The sequence below is a fragment of the Nesterenkonia sp. genome, from assembly GCF_029265375.1.
Lineage (GTDB): Bacteria > Actinomycetota > Actinomycetes > Actinomycetales > Micrococcaceae > Nesterenkonia.
This window is the reverse complement of record NZ_JAJUJJ010000001.1, coordinates 88,367-101,892: the sequence shown is the minus strand read 5'-3', so window position 1 is coordinate 101,892 and position 13,526 is coordinate 88,367. Positions and strand designations below refer to the sequence as shown.

General features: G+C 67.5%; 17 protein-coding genes. 13 read left to right on the top strand and 4 right to left on the bottom strand.

The window, feature by feature from the left end; translation table 11 throughout:
* Nucleotides 1-99 precede the first annotated feature (99 nt).
* A complete protein-coding gene (locus Q1K09_RS00430) occupies nt 100-597 on the bottom strand; it encodes an NUDIX domain-containing protein (protein ID WP_300342268.1) in 498 nt (165 codons plus the stop codon).
* A gap of 55 nt (nt 598-652) precedes the next feature.
* Nucleotides 653-1,168: a prepilin peptidase gene (locus tag Q1K09_RS00425; RefSeq protein WP_300342267.1), complete on the bottom strand. Its 516-nt coding sequence runs from the start codon at nt 1,166-1,168 to the stop codon at nt 653-655.
* 139 nt (nt 1,169-1,307) lie between these two features.
* Here Q1K09_RS00425 and Q1K09_RS00420 point away from each other — a divergent pair, with 139 nt between their 5' ends.
* Nucleotides 1,308-2,081 carry a thioesterase family protein gene (locus tag Q1K09_RS00420; RefSeq protein ID WP_300342265.1) on the top strand — a complete coding sequence of 258 codons (774 nt, stop codon included), beginning with the start codon at nt 1,308-1,310 and terminating at the stop codon, nt 2,079-2,081.
* Nucleotides 2,082-2,133: 52 nt separating this feature from the next.
* Here Q1K09_RS00420 and Q1K09_RS00415 read toward each other — a convergent pair whose 3' ends face one another.
* Complete coding sequence (locus Q1K09_RS00415; protein WP_300342263.1) at nt 2,134-2,760, bottom strand: carbonic anhydrase; 627 nt, start codon at nt 2,758-2,760, stop codon at nt 2,134-2,136.
* Nucleotides 2,757-3,449 (bottom strand): DUF4245 domain-containing protein, encoded by a 693-nt coding sequence (locus tag Q1K09_RS00410; RefSeq protein WP_300342262.1) that lies wholly within the window; start codon nt 3,447-3,449, stop codon nt 2,757-2,759. The genes Q1K09_RS00415 and Q1K09_RS00410 overlap by 4 nt, the downstream gene beginning before the upstream one ends.
* Before the next feature lie 49 nt (nt 3,450-3,498).
* Between Q1K09_RS00410 and Q1K09_RS00405 the strand changes: the two genes are divergently transcribed.
* From Q1K09_RS00405 to Q1K09_RS00350, 12 genes are all read left to right on the top strand, one after another.
* A complete protein-coding gene (locus Q1K09_RS00405) occupies nt 3,499-4,272 on the top strand; it encodes an SDR family NAD(P)-dependent oxidoreductase (protein ID WP_300342260.1) in 774 nt (257 codons plus the stop codon).
* 121 nt (nt 4,273-4,393) lie between these two features.
* Nucleotides 4,394-5,449: a class II fructose-bisphosphatase gene (gene glpX / locus Q1K09_RS00400; protein WP_300342258.1), complete on the top strand. Its 1,056-nt coding sequence runs from the start codon at nt 4,394-4,396 to the stop codon at nt 5,447-5,449.
* 173 nt (nt 5,450-5,622) lie between these two features.
* Entirely contained in the window at nt 5,623-5,892 is a 270-nt protein-coding gene (locus Q1K09_RS00395) for a type II toxin-antitoxin system prevent-host-death family antitoxin (RefSeq protein ID WP_300342256.1), read from the top strand.
* Nucleotides 5,893-5,895: 3 nt separating this feature from the next.
* Nucleotides 5,896-6,291 (top strand): PIN domain-containing protein, encoded by a 396-nt coding sequence (locus Q1K09_RS00390; RefSeq protein ID WP_300342254.1) that lies wholly within the window; start codon nt 5,896-5,898, stop codon nt 6,289-6,291.
* 177 nt (nt 6,292-6,468) lie between these two features.
* On the top strand, nt 6,469-7,203 hold the full coding sequence (locus Q1K09_RS00385) for a hypothetical protein (protein ID WP_300342252.1): 735 nt from the start codon (nt 6,469-6,471) through the stop codon (nt 7,201-7,203).
* A 311-nt stretch (nt 7,204-7,514) separates the two neighbouring features.
* Nucleotides 7,515-7,856, top strand: a complete 342-nt coding sequence (locus Q1K09_RS00380) for a hypothetical protein (RefSeq protein ID WP_300342250.1) — start codon at nt 7,515-7,517, stop codon at nt 7,854-7,856.
* 40 nt (nt 7,857-7,896) lie between these two features.
* Nucleotides 7,897-8,706 carry a metallophosphoesterase gene (locus Q1K09_RS00375; protein WP_300342249.1) on the top strand — a complete coding sequence of 270 codons (810 nt, stop codon included), beginning with the start codon at nt 7,897-7,899 and terminating at the stop codon, nt 8,704-8,706.
* Between the two features lie 105 nt (nt 8,707-8,811).
* A complete protein-coding gene (locus Q1K09_RS00370; RefSeq protein ID WP_300342248.1) occupies nt 8,812-9,372 on the top strand; it encodes a hypothetical protein in 561 nt (186 codons plus the stop codon).
* The gene (locus tag Q1K09_RS00365) at nt 9,369-9,920 is read left to right on the top strand and encodes a DinB family protein (protein ID WP_300342246.1); all 552 of its coding nucleotides are present in this window, start codon (nt 9,369-9,371) and stop codon (nt 9,918-9,920) included. The genes Q1K09_RS00370 and Q1K09_RS00365 overlap by 4 nt, the downstream gene beginning before the upstream one ends.
* 69 nt (nt 9,921-9,989) lie before the next feature.
* On the top strand, nt 9,990-11,237 hold the full coding sequence (locus Q1K09_RS00360; RefSeq protein ID WP_300342244.1) for a 5-(carboxyamino)imidazole ribonucleotide synthase: 1,248 nt from the start codon (nt 9,990-9,992) through the stop codon (nt 11,235-11,237).
* Nucleotides 11,237-11,791, top strand: coding sequence for a 5-(carboxyamino)imidazole ribonucleotide mutase (purE, locus tag Q1K09_RS00355; protein ID WP_300342242.1), 555 nt, complete (start codon nt 11,237-11,239; stop codon nt 11,789-11,791). The genes Q1K09_RS00360 and purE overlap by 1 nt, the downstream gene beginning before the upstream one ends.
* Before the next feature lie 8 nt (nt 11,792-11,799).
* The gene (locus tag Q1K09_RS00350) at nt 11,800-13,461 is read left to right on the top strand and encodes an LCP family protein (RefSeq protein ID WP_300342241.1); all 1,662 of its coding nucleotides are present in this window, start codon (nt 11,800-11,802) and stop codon (nt 13,459-13,461) included.
* The last annotated feature ends 65 nt before the right edge of the window (nt 13,462-13,526 follow it).

The following is a 13,526-nucleotide window of genomic DNA, read 5'->3' as shown; positions in this document are numbered from 1 at the left end:
ACCATGGGGCGGCCCCCGCTGCTGTTCGACGAGCCCTCCGGGCGCAAGGGTTGATCCTGCCGGCAGCCAAGCGCCCCGGCCGTCGTCGGGAGCTTCCAATCACCGGAACCGGGCCGCGGCGCCGGCGTCCAGGGCCCAATCGATGCGTTCGCGGTGCCGCTCGGTGAACGGCTCCGGCAGCCGATCGGCGCGGAACCAGGCGACCTCGGTGGATTCGTCGTCGGCGACCCGCGGCGCACCGCTCAGATAGCGCATCTCAAAGGTGATGTCGGTGAACCAGCACTCGTCCCCGTTGGGGTAGATCACCTGGCCGTGATCGCTGACCCCGGCCACCCGCACCGGCTCAGCGGTGACTCCGGTCTCCTCCAGCACCTCCCGGGCGGCGGTGGCACCAGGCTGCTCGCCGGGCTCCAGGATCCCGGAGGTCACACTCCAGGCGCCGCTGTCAGCCCGCCGCACCAGCAGCACTTCTGGAGTCTCCAACGCGGTGCCGCCGTCATCGCAGCGGCGGATCACCACGGCAGTGACTCCGGGAAGCAGCAGCGGCTTGTGGCCGATCTCGCGGCGCAGCCGAAGGATGAATTCCGGGGTGGGCATGCGGCGGTCCTCCTGTCCGGGTGGTCCCACCAGCCTACGGTCTGGCCCGAGCGGCTCAGGAGAAGCTCAGGGCCACCGCGGTGCCGAGGATCAGAAACGGCCCGAAGGCGATCCTGCTGGTGGACTCGGCCCGGCCTGCCACCAGCAGCACCACAGAGACCGCGCCGCCCAGCAGGAAGGAGGCCGCCACAGCCACCGCGAAGGTGTCCCAGCCGGGGAACCCGGCGTACATCCCGAGCACAACAGCCAGCTTCGCGTCCCCCATGCCGATCGAGGGAGGGTGGATCAGCCGCACCAGCAGGAACAGCAGGCCCCACCCCAGTCCTGCGGTGACAGCGCGGCCCAGGCCGTGCGGGTCGGTCAGCAGGAAGGAGACCAGGATCAGCACCCCGAAGGTGATCCCGGCCCACGGGTAGATGATCCGGTTCGGCAGCCGGTGCTCCCGGGTGTCGATGAACGCCAGGGCTGTGCCGCAGACCGCGTAGACCGCACCGCCGAACAGCAGCAGCACACCGGCCAGAATGGCCGCCGCGGATCCGGAGGTGAGCAGCTCACCGATGAAAGGAATCACTGTGACACTGTAGGCAGGCGGACTCGGCGCGGGGAAGTGCAGGGGGCGGCCCGCTGGTGGCGCCGCGGCAGCTGCAGGCCGTAATCTCAGCTGATGTGACTGTCCGGACCGTCCCATCAGCCAGAAAGCAGAGGTGTCAGTGAGCTACTTCGTCAGGACCGGCGAGCTGGAGTACAAGGCGACCGAACACACCGGGGGAGCGTGGAACACCCAGGAGCAGCACATCGCCCCGGCTCTGGGGCTGATGGCCCACGTGCTGGAGAAGCACCGGCAGGCCGAGGCCCCCGGCCTCCAGCCGGCGCGGCTGTCCTACGACATTCTGGGCACCCTGCCGATCGGGGCAGTCTCGCTGCAGGCCGAGACTGTGCGCTCCGGCCGCACCGTCCAGCTGGTGGAGGTCACCCTGAGCAGCGCTGGCCGGCCCGCCGCACGGCTGCGCGCCTGGCTGATGGCGCAGTTCGACACCACCAGCGTGCAGGAGACCACGCTGGAGCCCATCGCTGACCGGGAATCCATGCAGCCCTGGGGCGCCACCGAGGTCTGGCCCGGGGGCTTCATCGCCTCCCTGGACGGCCGGCGTCGGCCGCTGGGAGCAGGCCGGGCCCAGGCCTGGCTGCGCACCGAGCACCCCCTGGTCGCCGAGGAAGAGGTCAGCGACTTTGCCCGCTTCTGCGGACTGCTGGACACCGCCAACGGGGTGGCCCCGCGGGCTGAGCCGACGCAGGTGGCGTTCCCGAACCTGGACCTGACCATCAGCTTCCTGCGGATGCCGCAGGCCGGCTGGGTCGGCTATGACACCTCGGTCAGCTTCGGCCCCACCGGCATGGGGGTGACCCACAGCGTGGTGCACGACGCCGAAGGCCCGGTCGGCGTGATGAGCCAGAGCCTGACCGTGCGGCCGATTCAGGCCTAGCCCCTCCGCACCGGAGGACGACGCCGGCCCAGAGCCTGCCGAGGATGGTGACTCAGATCCTGCCGAGGATGGAGACCACATCGGCCCGCCCCTCAGCCAGCCGGTAGGTCACCCCGATCACCGCTGTGCGGCCCGCTGAGACGGCCTCATGGAGCACCCGGGAGTGGTTGGTCAGCCGCTGGGCGGTCTGCTTGACGTGCTCCTCCACGGTCTGATTGACGTTCTCAGCCCCTGAGCGCTGGGCGGCCAGCACCGAGGGGAGAATGCGCTCCACCAGGTCACGCACATAGCCCGAGGGCATCTCGCCGCTGGCGGCGGCGTCCACCGCGGCGGTGACAGCCCCGCAGGAATCGTGGCCGAGCACCACGATCAGCGGCACCTGCAGCGCATCCACGCTGAACTCCAGCGAACCCAGCACCGCGTCGTCGATCACCTGACCGGCGGTGCGCACCACAAAGACGTCGCCCAGGCCGACGTCGAAGATGATCTCAGCAGCCAGGCGGGAGTCGGAGCAGCCGAAGATCACCGCCATCGGGTGCTGGGATTCGGTCAGTGAGGAGCGACGGGCGGCGTTCTGGTTCGGGTGGGCCACCTCGCCGGTGACAAACCGCTCATTGCCCTCCTTCAGCAGCCGCCAGGCTTCGGCGGGGCTCGGCTGGGAATGCTGCGCAGTGCTCATGGGGTCTGCTCCTGGTCGGTCTCGGGGTCTGCAGCCGGCACCTCGCGCCCGATCGATTCCGCAATGGCCTCGACGGCGCGGGAGAACTCCTGGTCAGAGGCGTCCCCGCCGATCACTACGGTGGTGCCGTCCACAGTGTTGTCCTCGGCGCGCAGCACATAGTAGCGCCGTTCGTCCTTCTGCCGCGTCTCAAAGTCGAACCCGCCCAGCGAGACGGTTCCGGTGGTCTCGGCCTGGTCGGTCTCCGCGTTGATCCAGGACTCAGTGGCCTCATCGGTCTGGGCAAAGCCCACAAAGCTGGACTCTGAGGTCGTGTATCCGACCTCCCAGACCTCCAGGTCGTGCTCCGGCAGAGACTCCCAGCGGGCGTAGTTGGCCGACCAGTCCGGAGGCACCTGCGGGGCCAGCGGCGAATACTCGGTGACCTCATCGGTCCAGGCCGCTGCCGCCGGCACATCCTCGTCGCGCGTATAGGTGACATCCGGCTCGGGATTGATGAACCACAGCGCTCCCAGCACCAGCACCAGCGCCCCCATCGTGATCACCATGCCCATCATGGGAGTGGCCAGCCGCTTGGCCTGCGCCTCAGTCAGCTGCGGGATCGGCTGCTCTTCGGAGCTCGCGGAGTCCCCGGCCGCCGCTGAAGCGGGCCGGTCCGGAGGGTGAGTCTCTGCATTCGGGTCTGTCACAGCCTGTATTCTCGCATCGAAACGACGACGACGTCTCAAGGAGCGGACCATGGACCTGTACGGGGCAAGCGCGATCATCACCGGAGGGGCCTCCGGATTGGGGGCGGCAGCGGCGGCGGCGCTGCATGAGGCTGGAGCCACTACGGTGGTGGTGGACCTGCCGGACGCCGAGGACTCGCAGCAGCGCGCCGAGGCGGTGCGCAGCATCGGGCCGCGCGCCCACTTCCACCCCGGCGATGTCACCGACCCGCAGACCGCAGCCTCCGCGGTGGAAGCCGCCCAGCAGCACGGTCCGCTGCGGGTGGCAGTCAACTGCGCCGGCGTCGCCACCCCCGGCAAGCTGGTGGGACGGGACGGCCCGCTGGACTACGGCACCTTCAGCACAGTGCTGGCCATCAACACCGGCGGCACCATGAACATCATGGCCCACGCCGCGGAGGCCATGCGCCAGAATGAGCCCGCCGGCGAGGACCGCGGCGTCATCATCAATACCGCCTCGGTCGCCGCTTTCGAGGGCCAGATCGGCCAGATCGCCTATTCCGCGTCCAAGGGCGCGGTGGCATCCATGACCCTGCCGGCGGCCCGCGAACTGGCACCGGCCGGCATCCGGGTGGTCACCATCGCACCGGGGCTGTTCCAGACCCCCATGATGGCCAAGCTGCCTGAGGCAGCGCGGCAGGCACTGGCGGAGAAGACCCTGCACCCGCCGCGGCTGGGACGCCCGGAGGACTATGCGCAGATGGTCACCCAAATCGTGAGCAATCCGATGCTCAACGGTGAGGTGATCCGGCTCGACGGCGCCGTGCGGCTGGAGCCGCGCTGAAGCCGCCGTCGCAGTCCGCAGTCTGGGTTGGGTCAGCGCCGCAGGCGCACAGATGGATATGCTGGCACCTAAGCCGACAACGACGTCGGCTGACACCCACGAGACGCGAAGGCGGACTATGGTGAGCACAGAGACTGCGCCGCAGGACGACGACCAGGCCCAGAACCAGAACTTCTCCCAGCTGAACCCGCGGCTGGCGGTGGGAGACTCCGAACCGGACCGCAACCTGGCACTGGAGCTGGTGCGTGTGACCGAGGCCGCCGCCATCGCCGGCGGCGCCTGGGTCGGCCGCGGTGACAAGAATGGGGCCGACGGCGCCGCAGTGGACGCGATGCGCTCGCTGCTGGACACGGTGAACCTCAACGGCGTGGTGGTCATCGGGGAGGGCGAGAAGGACGAGGCCCCGATGCTCTACAACGGGGAGCGGGTCGGCAACGGTGCCGGGCCGGAGGCCGACGTCGCCGTGGACCCGATCGACGGCACCCGCCTGACCGCCCTGGGGTACAACAACGCGCTCTCGGTGCTGGCAGTGGCCGAGCGCGGATCGATGTTCGACCCCTCGGCCGTGTTCTACATGGACAAGCTGGTCACCGGGCCCGAGGCCGCAGACATGGTGGACCTGCGGCTGCCGGTGAAGCAGAACCTGCACCTGATCGCGAAGGCCACCGGCAAGAGCATCGACCAGCTCAACGTGTGCGTGCTGGACCGGCCCCGGCACGCCAAGCTGGTCGAAGAGATCCGCGAGGCCGGAGCGCGCACCCGCTTCATCATGGACGGGGACGTGGCCGGCGGGATCGCCGCGGCGCGGGAAGGCACGGATGTGGATGTCCTCATGGGTGCCGGCGGCACTCCCGAGGGCATCGTCACCGCCTGCGCCATCCGCGCCATCGGCGGTGTGATCCAGGGGCGGCTTGCGCCCAAGGATGATGAGGAGAAGCAGAAGGCCATCGACGCCGGGCATGATGTCTCCCGCATCCTCACCACGGAGGAGCTGGTCACCAGCGACAACTGCTACTTCGCCGCCACGGGAATCACCGACGGCGATCTGCTGCGCGGGGTGCGCTACCGCGGCGACCGGGTGACCACCCAGTCGATCGTGATGCGCTCGAAGTCCGGCACCACGCGGATCGTGGAGGCCGAGCACCGCCGCCGGAAGTGGGAGTCCTACACGAGGTAGAGCGCAAAGCGCCTGGTCCGCGGATTATGCGGGCTGCTGTTCTCACGAGTTGCTCCATCACCGCCGAGCACCTGCCCCCTCTGCCGAAGAACGTCCAGGCACCGCAGGTACCGTCCTCGACATCCTGCGTGGCCAGTGTCAGACACGGGTAGAACCATGGTTTCACGTCGACAGTGACGAAGCGTGATCTCAACCAGCGCACAACGGATGTGCTCGCGCAGGTCGCGGAGGTTGGCGAAGTGATCGTGACCGAGCGCGGTGAGCCTCGCTGGCGGGTGAGCTCCTACCGCGGCCAGGACGACGCGCTTGCCCGAGCCGAGCGGCAGGGGCGCTACGCGCCCCCGGCGTCAAAGCGCGTGCCGTGGCCCGAGGTTGTCGGTGGACCTCGCTACGAGTCCAAGGACGTCGATGCGTTGCTCGATGACATGAAGGGCAGCCACTGAACCGTGGACATCGTCTATCTCGACTCTTCGGTGGCGCTTCGAACGATCCTCGATGTTCCCGAACGTGTACGCCTGCAGGAGTGGATGGATGCGCTCGATGCGCACTACGTATCGTCGCGGTTGCTGCGGACCGAGGTGGTGCGCGTGCTGCGGCGCGACGAGAGGCCACTGGCAGACGCGGAGCCGCTGCTCAGTCGCGTCGGGCTATTCGATATTACTCGTGAGACTCACACGGTCGCGGAATCGATCGAGCGGCACACTAAGACACGTGATGCTTTGCATCTTGCTACCGCATTGTTGATCGGAGAATCGGTAACGGTCGCGACTCATGACGTGAACATGAAGGCTGTGGCTGAACATCTCGGGCTCGATACAGCCGATCCTGTGGCGTCCAGCTGACCGTTCGAAAGGCCGGTAGTGGACGGCCCCCGTGGGCATGTACCCCCGGGGCCACACCTCCTCAGGTGCTGGGTTCGTGTACATGGTCACCTCCTTGCCGTCGTGTGGAGAAGGACCAGGGGCCCAGACTCTGCCGGAAGACATCTCGTAGGGTAATTCCTGTAAGGGGTGAACGACATGTTTTTCCTGATCGGCTTCTTCGGCGCGTGGATAGTGCTCTCGATCATTGGGGCGGTCATCGCGATGGCGATGAATCCCATTGGGGCGGGGATCGTGGCGCTGCGGCTCTCGGGGTTTTTCTTCGCAGCGGTGTTCTGGATCGCCTATATGGTGACGAGGGAAGGGATGACGCTCGGGCTTGCGCTCCTCGGAACTGCGGTCTGGATCGGGACTTTCTTCCTATCCGCCGACGGCCGGGGAGCTCTGGGCTGCCTGGCCATCGCAGGGATCGGTGTGGTGCTGGGCGTGGCGGTCGTCTCTCTGAGCACCACCGGTTCACCTGGTCCCAGTGATGAGAATGCTGACGCAGCGGCGCAGGAAGCTGACTGGCAGGGCGAGGCTGGGTTCATTCCCGACGGGGTCATTGAGGGGGACGCGTTCTCCGCTCCCAGCGGCAATATTCACTGTTTCATGGACAGCACCGGTGTAGCCTGCACCATCAACGAGTTCGACTTCGCTCTTGATGAGGACTGCGACGCTCATGCGACCGTCGCGGCTTCAGCGGAGGGTGCCACTCGCACTTACTGCGGAGAGTCGCTTATGCCGCAGGAGCGCGTCCTTGATTACGGCCAGGCGGTGAGCAACGGTGATTTCGTCTGTACCGTGAACCAGACAGGTGTCGACTGCTGGTCGGTGGAGGTCGGCACCGGATTCAGCGTCGCGCGCGAGGGGTACGAACTTCACAGCGACTGACCACTGTTGCTGAGCTGTCCGGCTGAGGGGGAGGGGTCAGGGCGCAGCGTGCTGGTTGCCTCCTCTGACCATGCGAACTCACCCCTTGCCTGAACCAGCGGTCTGACCCCGGGGCTGGTGCAGGAATGAGAGCTCTCGCGCCCCTCATCCGTGTCAGTGCCTGATGGGAGACTGAGGTTGATGGCAGCTTACGAAGACTGCGACCTCATCGTGACCGCGCGCGAAGGACGTACGGCTGGGGCTGATCATCGATGAGGACAACGCGACCCAGGTGCGCAGTCTCGACCATGCCGGCGAAGCGAGGAGCAGTGATGAGGTTCTTCACCAGCAGAATCAAGGAGAAAGACGGAAGCCTCAGAGGCTTCGCCCTGCACGCGGTGGACGACGACCAGGACGAGGTCTACACCTATGTCCGGGAGTTGGGCACCTGGAATCTCGACCGGGAGACGGCCTCGGACTTCTACTTCCCCGAGCTCATGGACACGGTCATCGTGGTCTTCTCCGAGGTCTCGGCGGAGGAGGCCCGCGAGCTCAGGAGCCAAGCCCCGATCATGGACCTCAGCGATGATGCGGGGCGTCGGCTCATCAGCCAGTCGCGTGCCCAGCTGGAGATTCCGGGCCAGACCAGAACCTCTGAGGAGATCGGGCTCTAGCCCGGGCTGACTGAATGCACGAAGAGCGAGGAGAGAGCCGATGGGAGAAGGCCGGACAGAGATCGAGCGTGTCTATGCGATGAGTGACCTCCACGGTCATCTCCCCTGCTTACAGGCAGCGTTGGAGCTGGTCGATCTCGAGGGCGACTCCGGTGCCCAGTTGGTCCTCCTCGGCGATTACATCGACCGGGGCCCGCAGAGCGCTGAGGTCCTGTACGCGGTGCGCCACCTTCACCAGCGGTTCCCGGAGCGCGTCGTCGTGCTGCGGGGAAACCACGAAGACTGGTTCCTCGACTGGTTCGACGCACAGGACCACGATCTCTCCTGGTTGATGACAGACATCGATTTGGTCACGGTGAAGTCCTTTCTGGAACCGCTGGAGCTCGCTCAGGCCCTCGGGCACCAGGACCCCACCAGCGACGCCTCCGCACTGGACGGGCCGACGATGAACCGCCGTATCAAACAAGCCATCCGCGGTCGCCACGCCGGGCTGCTGGACTGGTTGCACGCCCTGCCGCGCTGCTACGAGACCGATGCTCAGATCTTCGTCCACGCCGGCGTCAACGAGGATGCAGGAGATCTCTGGAAAGCAGCGACGCCGGAGCGGATGTTCACCGAGAAGTTCCCGCCGACCTTCGGGTCCTTCGTCAAGACGATTATTGCCGGCCACGTCGCCACTGCAAGCATCCACCCCGACGGCTCCCATGGGGTCTTCTTCGATGGGGAGAGCCACTACTACATCGACGGATCCGCCGAGTACACAGGCCGGGCGAACCTCTTGCGGTACTCGATCGCGGAGGGGACCTACCAAGCGAACGTCGTCGACCCGGAAACAAGCGGAAGTGGGTGAGGGTCGCGCACCGTCGTCGGCTCCTGGACTTTGTGGGAGTCTGCACCCGGTGATGCCGACGCCGCACCCCTGGTGGCCATATTCGAGCCGTTATAGGGTGGGGCCATGGCAGAGGCATCAGACGTCAGGCAGGCCTCCACCGCGGGCATCGAACGGGCCAGCGGCATCAGCTGGGACGAGTGGGTAGCGCTGCTGGATGAGGCTGGAGCTGAGAAGCTCAAGCACGCCCAGATCGCCGAAATCACCTACCGGGAGATGCCTGAGCATGTCAGCAGCCGCGGCTGGTGGGCCCAGGGCGTGGCCATCGCGTACCAGCACCACAAGGGTCTGCGCATCCCCGGGCGGTCTAGCACCGGGGACTTCGCGGCCAGTGCCTCCAAGACCTACCCCGGGGACAAGGACGCCGCCCTGACCCGGTGGCAGCAGGTGGTCGAGGGCCAGGACTCCTTCGGCGGAGTCCCCCTGGAGGAGGCCCCCACCACCTCAGCCACCGAAAAATGGCGCTACTGGCGTGCCAAGCTGGCCGACGGCACCCGGGTGGCGGTGACCATATCGGATAAACCCGGAGGCAAGTCCACTGTGGCGGTTCAGCACTCCAAGCTTGCCTCGGCCGATCAGATCACCACCTGGAAATCCGTCTGGAAAGAGGTGCTGGCACAGCTGTGAGTCACCACGAGGCCCCCGCCGAACCCACTATGCGGCAGGATCCGCCGCCGGCCGGCGCTGAGCTGGACATGCTGGTCGCCTTCCTGGAGTTCCACCGTCAGACGCTGCGCTGGAAGACTCAAAGCCTGACCCGGGAGCAGCTGAACACCAGCCTGCCGCCGAGCACCATGACTCTGGGTGGGATGCTCAAGCACCTGGCCCTGGTGGAGGACATCTGGTTCTCCCAGTGCCTGCACGCCGCAGCTCCGCACCCGTATTGGAGCGACGTCGACTGGGACGCCGACTTCGACTGGGGCTGGCACTCGGCGGCGGAGGATTCCCCGGAGGAGCTCTTCCAGCTCTGGGAGGACGCCATGGTTCGCTCCCGCCGGCATGTGGACCAGGCTCTGCAGAACGGCGGGCTGGACCAGTTGGCGGCCAAGGCCAGCAGCAGCGGCACCCGGGTCAGCCTTCGCTGGATCCTGCTGCACATGATCGAGGAGTACGCCCGGCACGTCGGCCACGCCGACCTGATCCGCGAATCAATCGATGGGCTGACCGGGGAGTAGCCGGCCCGTGTGAGCCGCCGGTGTGGTGATTGCGGGAATGCCCAGCACGGTGCCACATAATGGTGCACTGTGACCGCGCAGCTTTCCTCCCCGCCCACCGTCGGAGTGCTCGGCGACGGCCAGCTGGCCCGCATGATGGCGCCGGCCGCCACGCATCTAGGCATCGAACTGCACCTGCTGGCCGCCTCCCACCACGCCTCGGCGGCCCAGGTCATCGCCCGCACCACCCTGGGTGACTACCGCAGCGCCGACGATGTGCTGGCCTTCGCCCAGGGGCTGGACGTCCTCACCTTCGACCACGAACACGTGCCGGACCAGGTGCTCTCAGCACTGGCGGAGGCGGGGATCCCCATGAACCCCGGCCCCCACGCCCTGCTCTACGCGCAGGACAAACTGGCCATGCGCCGCCGGATCGAGGAGCTCGGGCTGCCCAATCCCCGGTGGACACAGGTGCACTCGGCGGACGAGCTGATCCGGTTCGGCGATGCCTCCGGCTGGCCGGTGGTGCTGAAGACTCCGCGGGGCGGCTATGACGGCAAGGGCGTGATGGTTCTTCAGTCCCGGCAGGAGGTCTCCGGCCAGGAGGTCTCCTCCTGGCTGCGGCGAGCCGAGCAGGCCGGCACCGGTCTGCTGGCCGAGCAGCGCATGCCCTACACCCGCGAACTCTCCGCCCAGGTGGCGCGTCGCCCCTCAGGGGACGTGGCGGCCTATCCCGTCGTGGAGCCCACACAGACCAACGGAGTCTGCGACGAGGTCATCGCCCCGGCACCACATACCTCCCAGGAGCACCTGGCCGAGGCCGAACGGATCGCCCGCAGCATCGCTGAGCAGCTTCAGGTCACCGGCATGCTCGCGGTGGAGCTCTTCGAGGTCGCAGAGCCCGACGACGCCACCGGCACCGCCGCCGGCATCTATGTCAACGAACTGGCCATGCGCCCCCACAACTCCGGTCACTGGACCATGGACGGCAGCCTCACCAGCCAGTTCGAACAGCACCTGCGCGCCGTTCTGGACCTCCCGCTGGGAGCTGCGGCAGTGGCCGGGGGAGCCGGCGGGTTCGCGGTGATGAAGAACCTGCTCGGCGGAAGCAGCCAGAACCTTCACGCCGGAGTGGCCGAGGCGATGCAGCGCTCGGCATCGGCCAAAATCCACCTCTACGGCAAAGACCCCCGGCCGGGCCGCAAGGTCGGCCACATCAATATCCTCAGCCAGACCACCCGTCCGCAGGAGGACGACGACGCCGCCACGCGCCGTCTGGAGCGGGCGCGACGCACGGCCGCTGAGATCGCTGAGATCATCGTCGAAGGAGCATCCTGATGACCCCCAGCCCCCTGGTCGGACTCGTGATGGGATCCAACTCTGACTGGCCGACCATGAAGGCCGCCGCCGAGGCGCTGGAAGAGTTCGGCATCGGCTTCGAGGCCGACGTCGTCTCCGCCCACCGAATGGCGGAGGAGATGATCGACTACGGCAAGCAGGCGCACACCCGCGGCCTTCGGGTGATCATCGCCGGCGCCGGCGGGGCGGCGCACCTGCCCGGCATGCTCGCCTCTGTCACCCCCCTGCCGGTGATCGGAGTGCCGGTGCCGCTGCAGCACTTAGACGGCATGGACTCCCTGCTGTCGATCGTCCAGATGCCCGCCGGCGTTCCGGTGGCCACCGTCTCCGTGGGCGGAGCGCGCAACGCAGGCCTGCTGGCAGTCCGGACCCTGGCCGCCGGGGGAGACGAGTTCGCCGCCCAGCTGCGCGGTCAGCTCACCGAATTCGCTGAAGAGCTGGCCGCCTCGGCCCATGCCAAGGGCGCAGCACTGCGCCAGGAAGCCTCCCAGCTGTCCACCTACACCGCCCGCACCGGAACCGGCCAGGACTGACGCCCACCGTGACCACACCCAGCATCACCTACCACGAATTCCGCGCCGGCCATGACGTGCTGCGCGATCCCCGCAGGGCCACCGTGCGTGACCGGGGACGCCGCGCGGTCATTCTCATCCTGCTCACCCTGCTGGTGCCCGGCGGAGCGCAGATCGCCGCAGGCTGGCGGGGACTGGGCCGGGCCGCCCTGGCGGTCACCGTCGGCTGCTGGTTCCTGCTGCTGGCTGGTGGCATCATGTACTTCACCATCCGCGGCGCCCTGCTGACCGCCCTGACCCAGCCGTTCCTCATGTGGCTGGGGGCGGTGCTGCTGGCAGCACTGGCCATCGGATGGTTCATCCTCTGGTTCGACACCTTCCGGCTGATCCGCATCGGATCCCTGGCTCCCGGGATGAAGCCGATCGTCGCAGTGGCTCTGGTGCTGCTGACCCTGCTGACCTCAGGGGGCCTGGGGTACGGGGCGCATATGCTCAATCAGGGTCGGCACGCCCTGGCCGGCATCTTCTCCGGAGGAGCGGCCATCCCCGCCGAGGACGGACGCTACAACTTCCTGCTGATGGGCGCCGACGCAGAAGAGGGACGCCAGGGTCTGCGCCCGGACTCCATCCACGTGGTCTCGGTCAACCAGTCCACCGCCGAGACCATCATCTTCTCCATCCCGCGGAACTTCCAGAACGCCCAGTTCCCCGAGGACTCCCCGATGCAGCAGATCTATCCCGCAGGCTACAACTGCGGGAACGAATGCATCATCAATTTCCTCTACCCGGACGTGAACGAGAACTACGCCCACCTGTACCCCGAGGCCCAGGACCCCGGGGCAGCAGCCATGATGGACGCCGTCTCCGGAACCCTGGACCTGACCGTGCACGGCTACGTCATGGTGGACATGGGCGGATTCGCCGAACTGATCGATGCCATGGGCGGGGTCACCGTCGAGTCCGGCGGCTGGGTGCCCTACCGCGGGCAGCGGCCCGACGGCTCCGGCTGGGGCGACACCTGGTGGGAGCCTGGGGTGCACACCTTCGACGGCGAGGAGGCACTGGCGTTCGCTCGGTCGAGGACATTCAGCTCCGACTACAACCGGATCCAGCGCCAGCAGTGCATCCAGCAGGCGATGATCGCCCAGTTCACGCCCCAGACGCTGCTGACCCGGTTCACTGAGATCATGACCGCCGGAGAGAACCTGGTGGAGACCAACCTGCCGCAGTCCCAGCTGGGCAGCCTGCTGGACCTGGCCGCCGATGCCCAGGAGCACACACCCCAACGGCTGACCCTCGGCCCGCCGGACTTCACCGGGGCCGGCGGACTGTTCTCCACCTACCCGGACTTCGAGCAGATCCACGCCCGGGTCGACGAGCTGATCGCCAATGAATCCGACTCCGACGACGGCGATGACGCCGACCAGCAGGACGAAGCAGAGCAGACCGAGGCGCCGGCAGCTGATACCACGGAGGACCAGGGCACAGCTCCGGGTCCCAGCCCCGACCACAGCGACCCCGCCGTCGCCGAGGACGAACCTGCCGCGGACCACACTGAGGACCCGGCAGAGCTCACCCAGCCCGACGGCAGCCCGCTGACCGTGGAGTACCTGATTCAGGCGCAGGAGCGCGGCGAAGTCGGCATCCTGGAGCAGGCCGCCAGCGGCAACGGCGAATGCAGTCCCGCATGAGGCGGAGGATGGGAGATCCGTCACAGCGGCACAGTCGCCCCGCCCGCGCTCAGCGGAGACCCCAG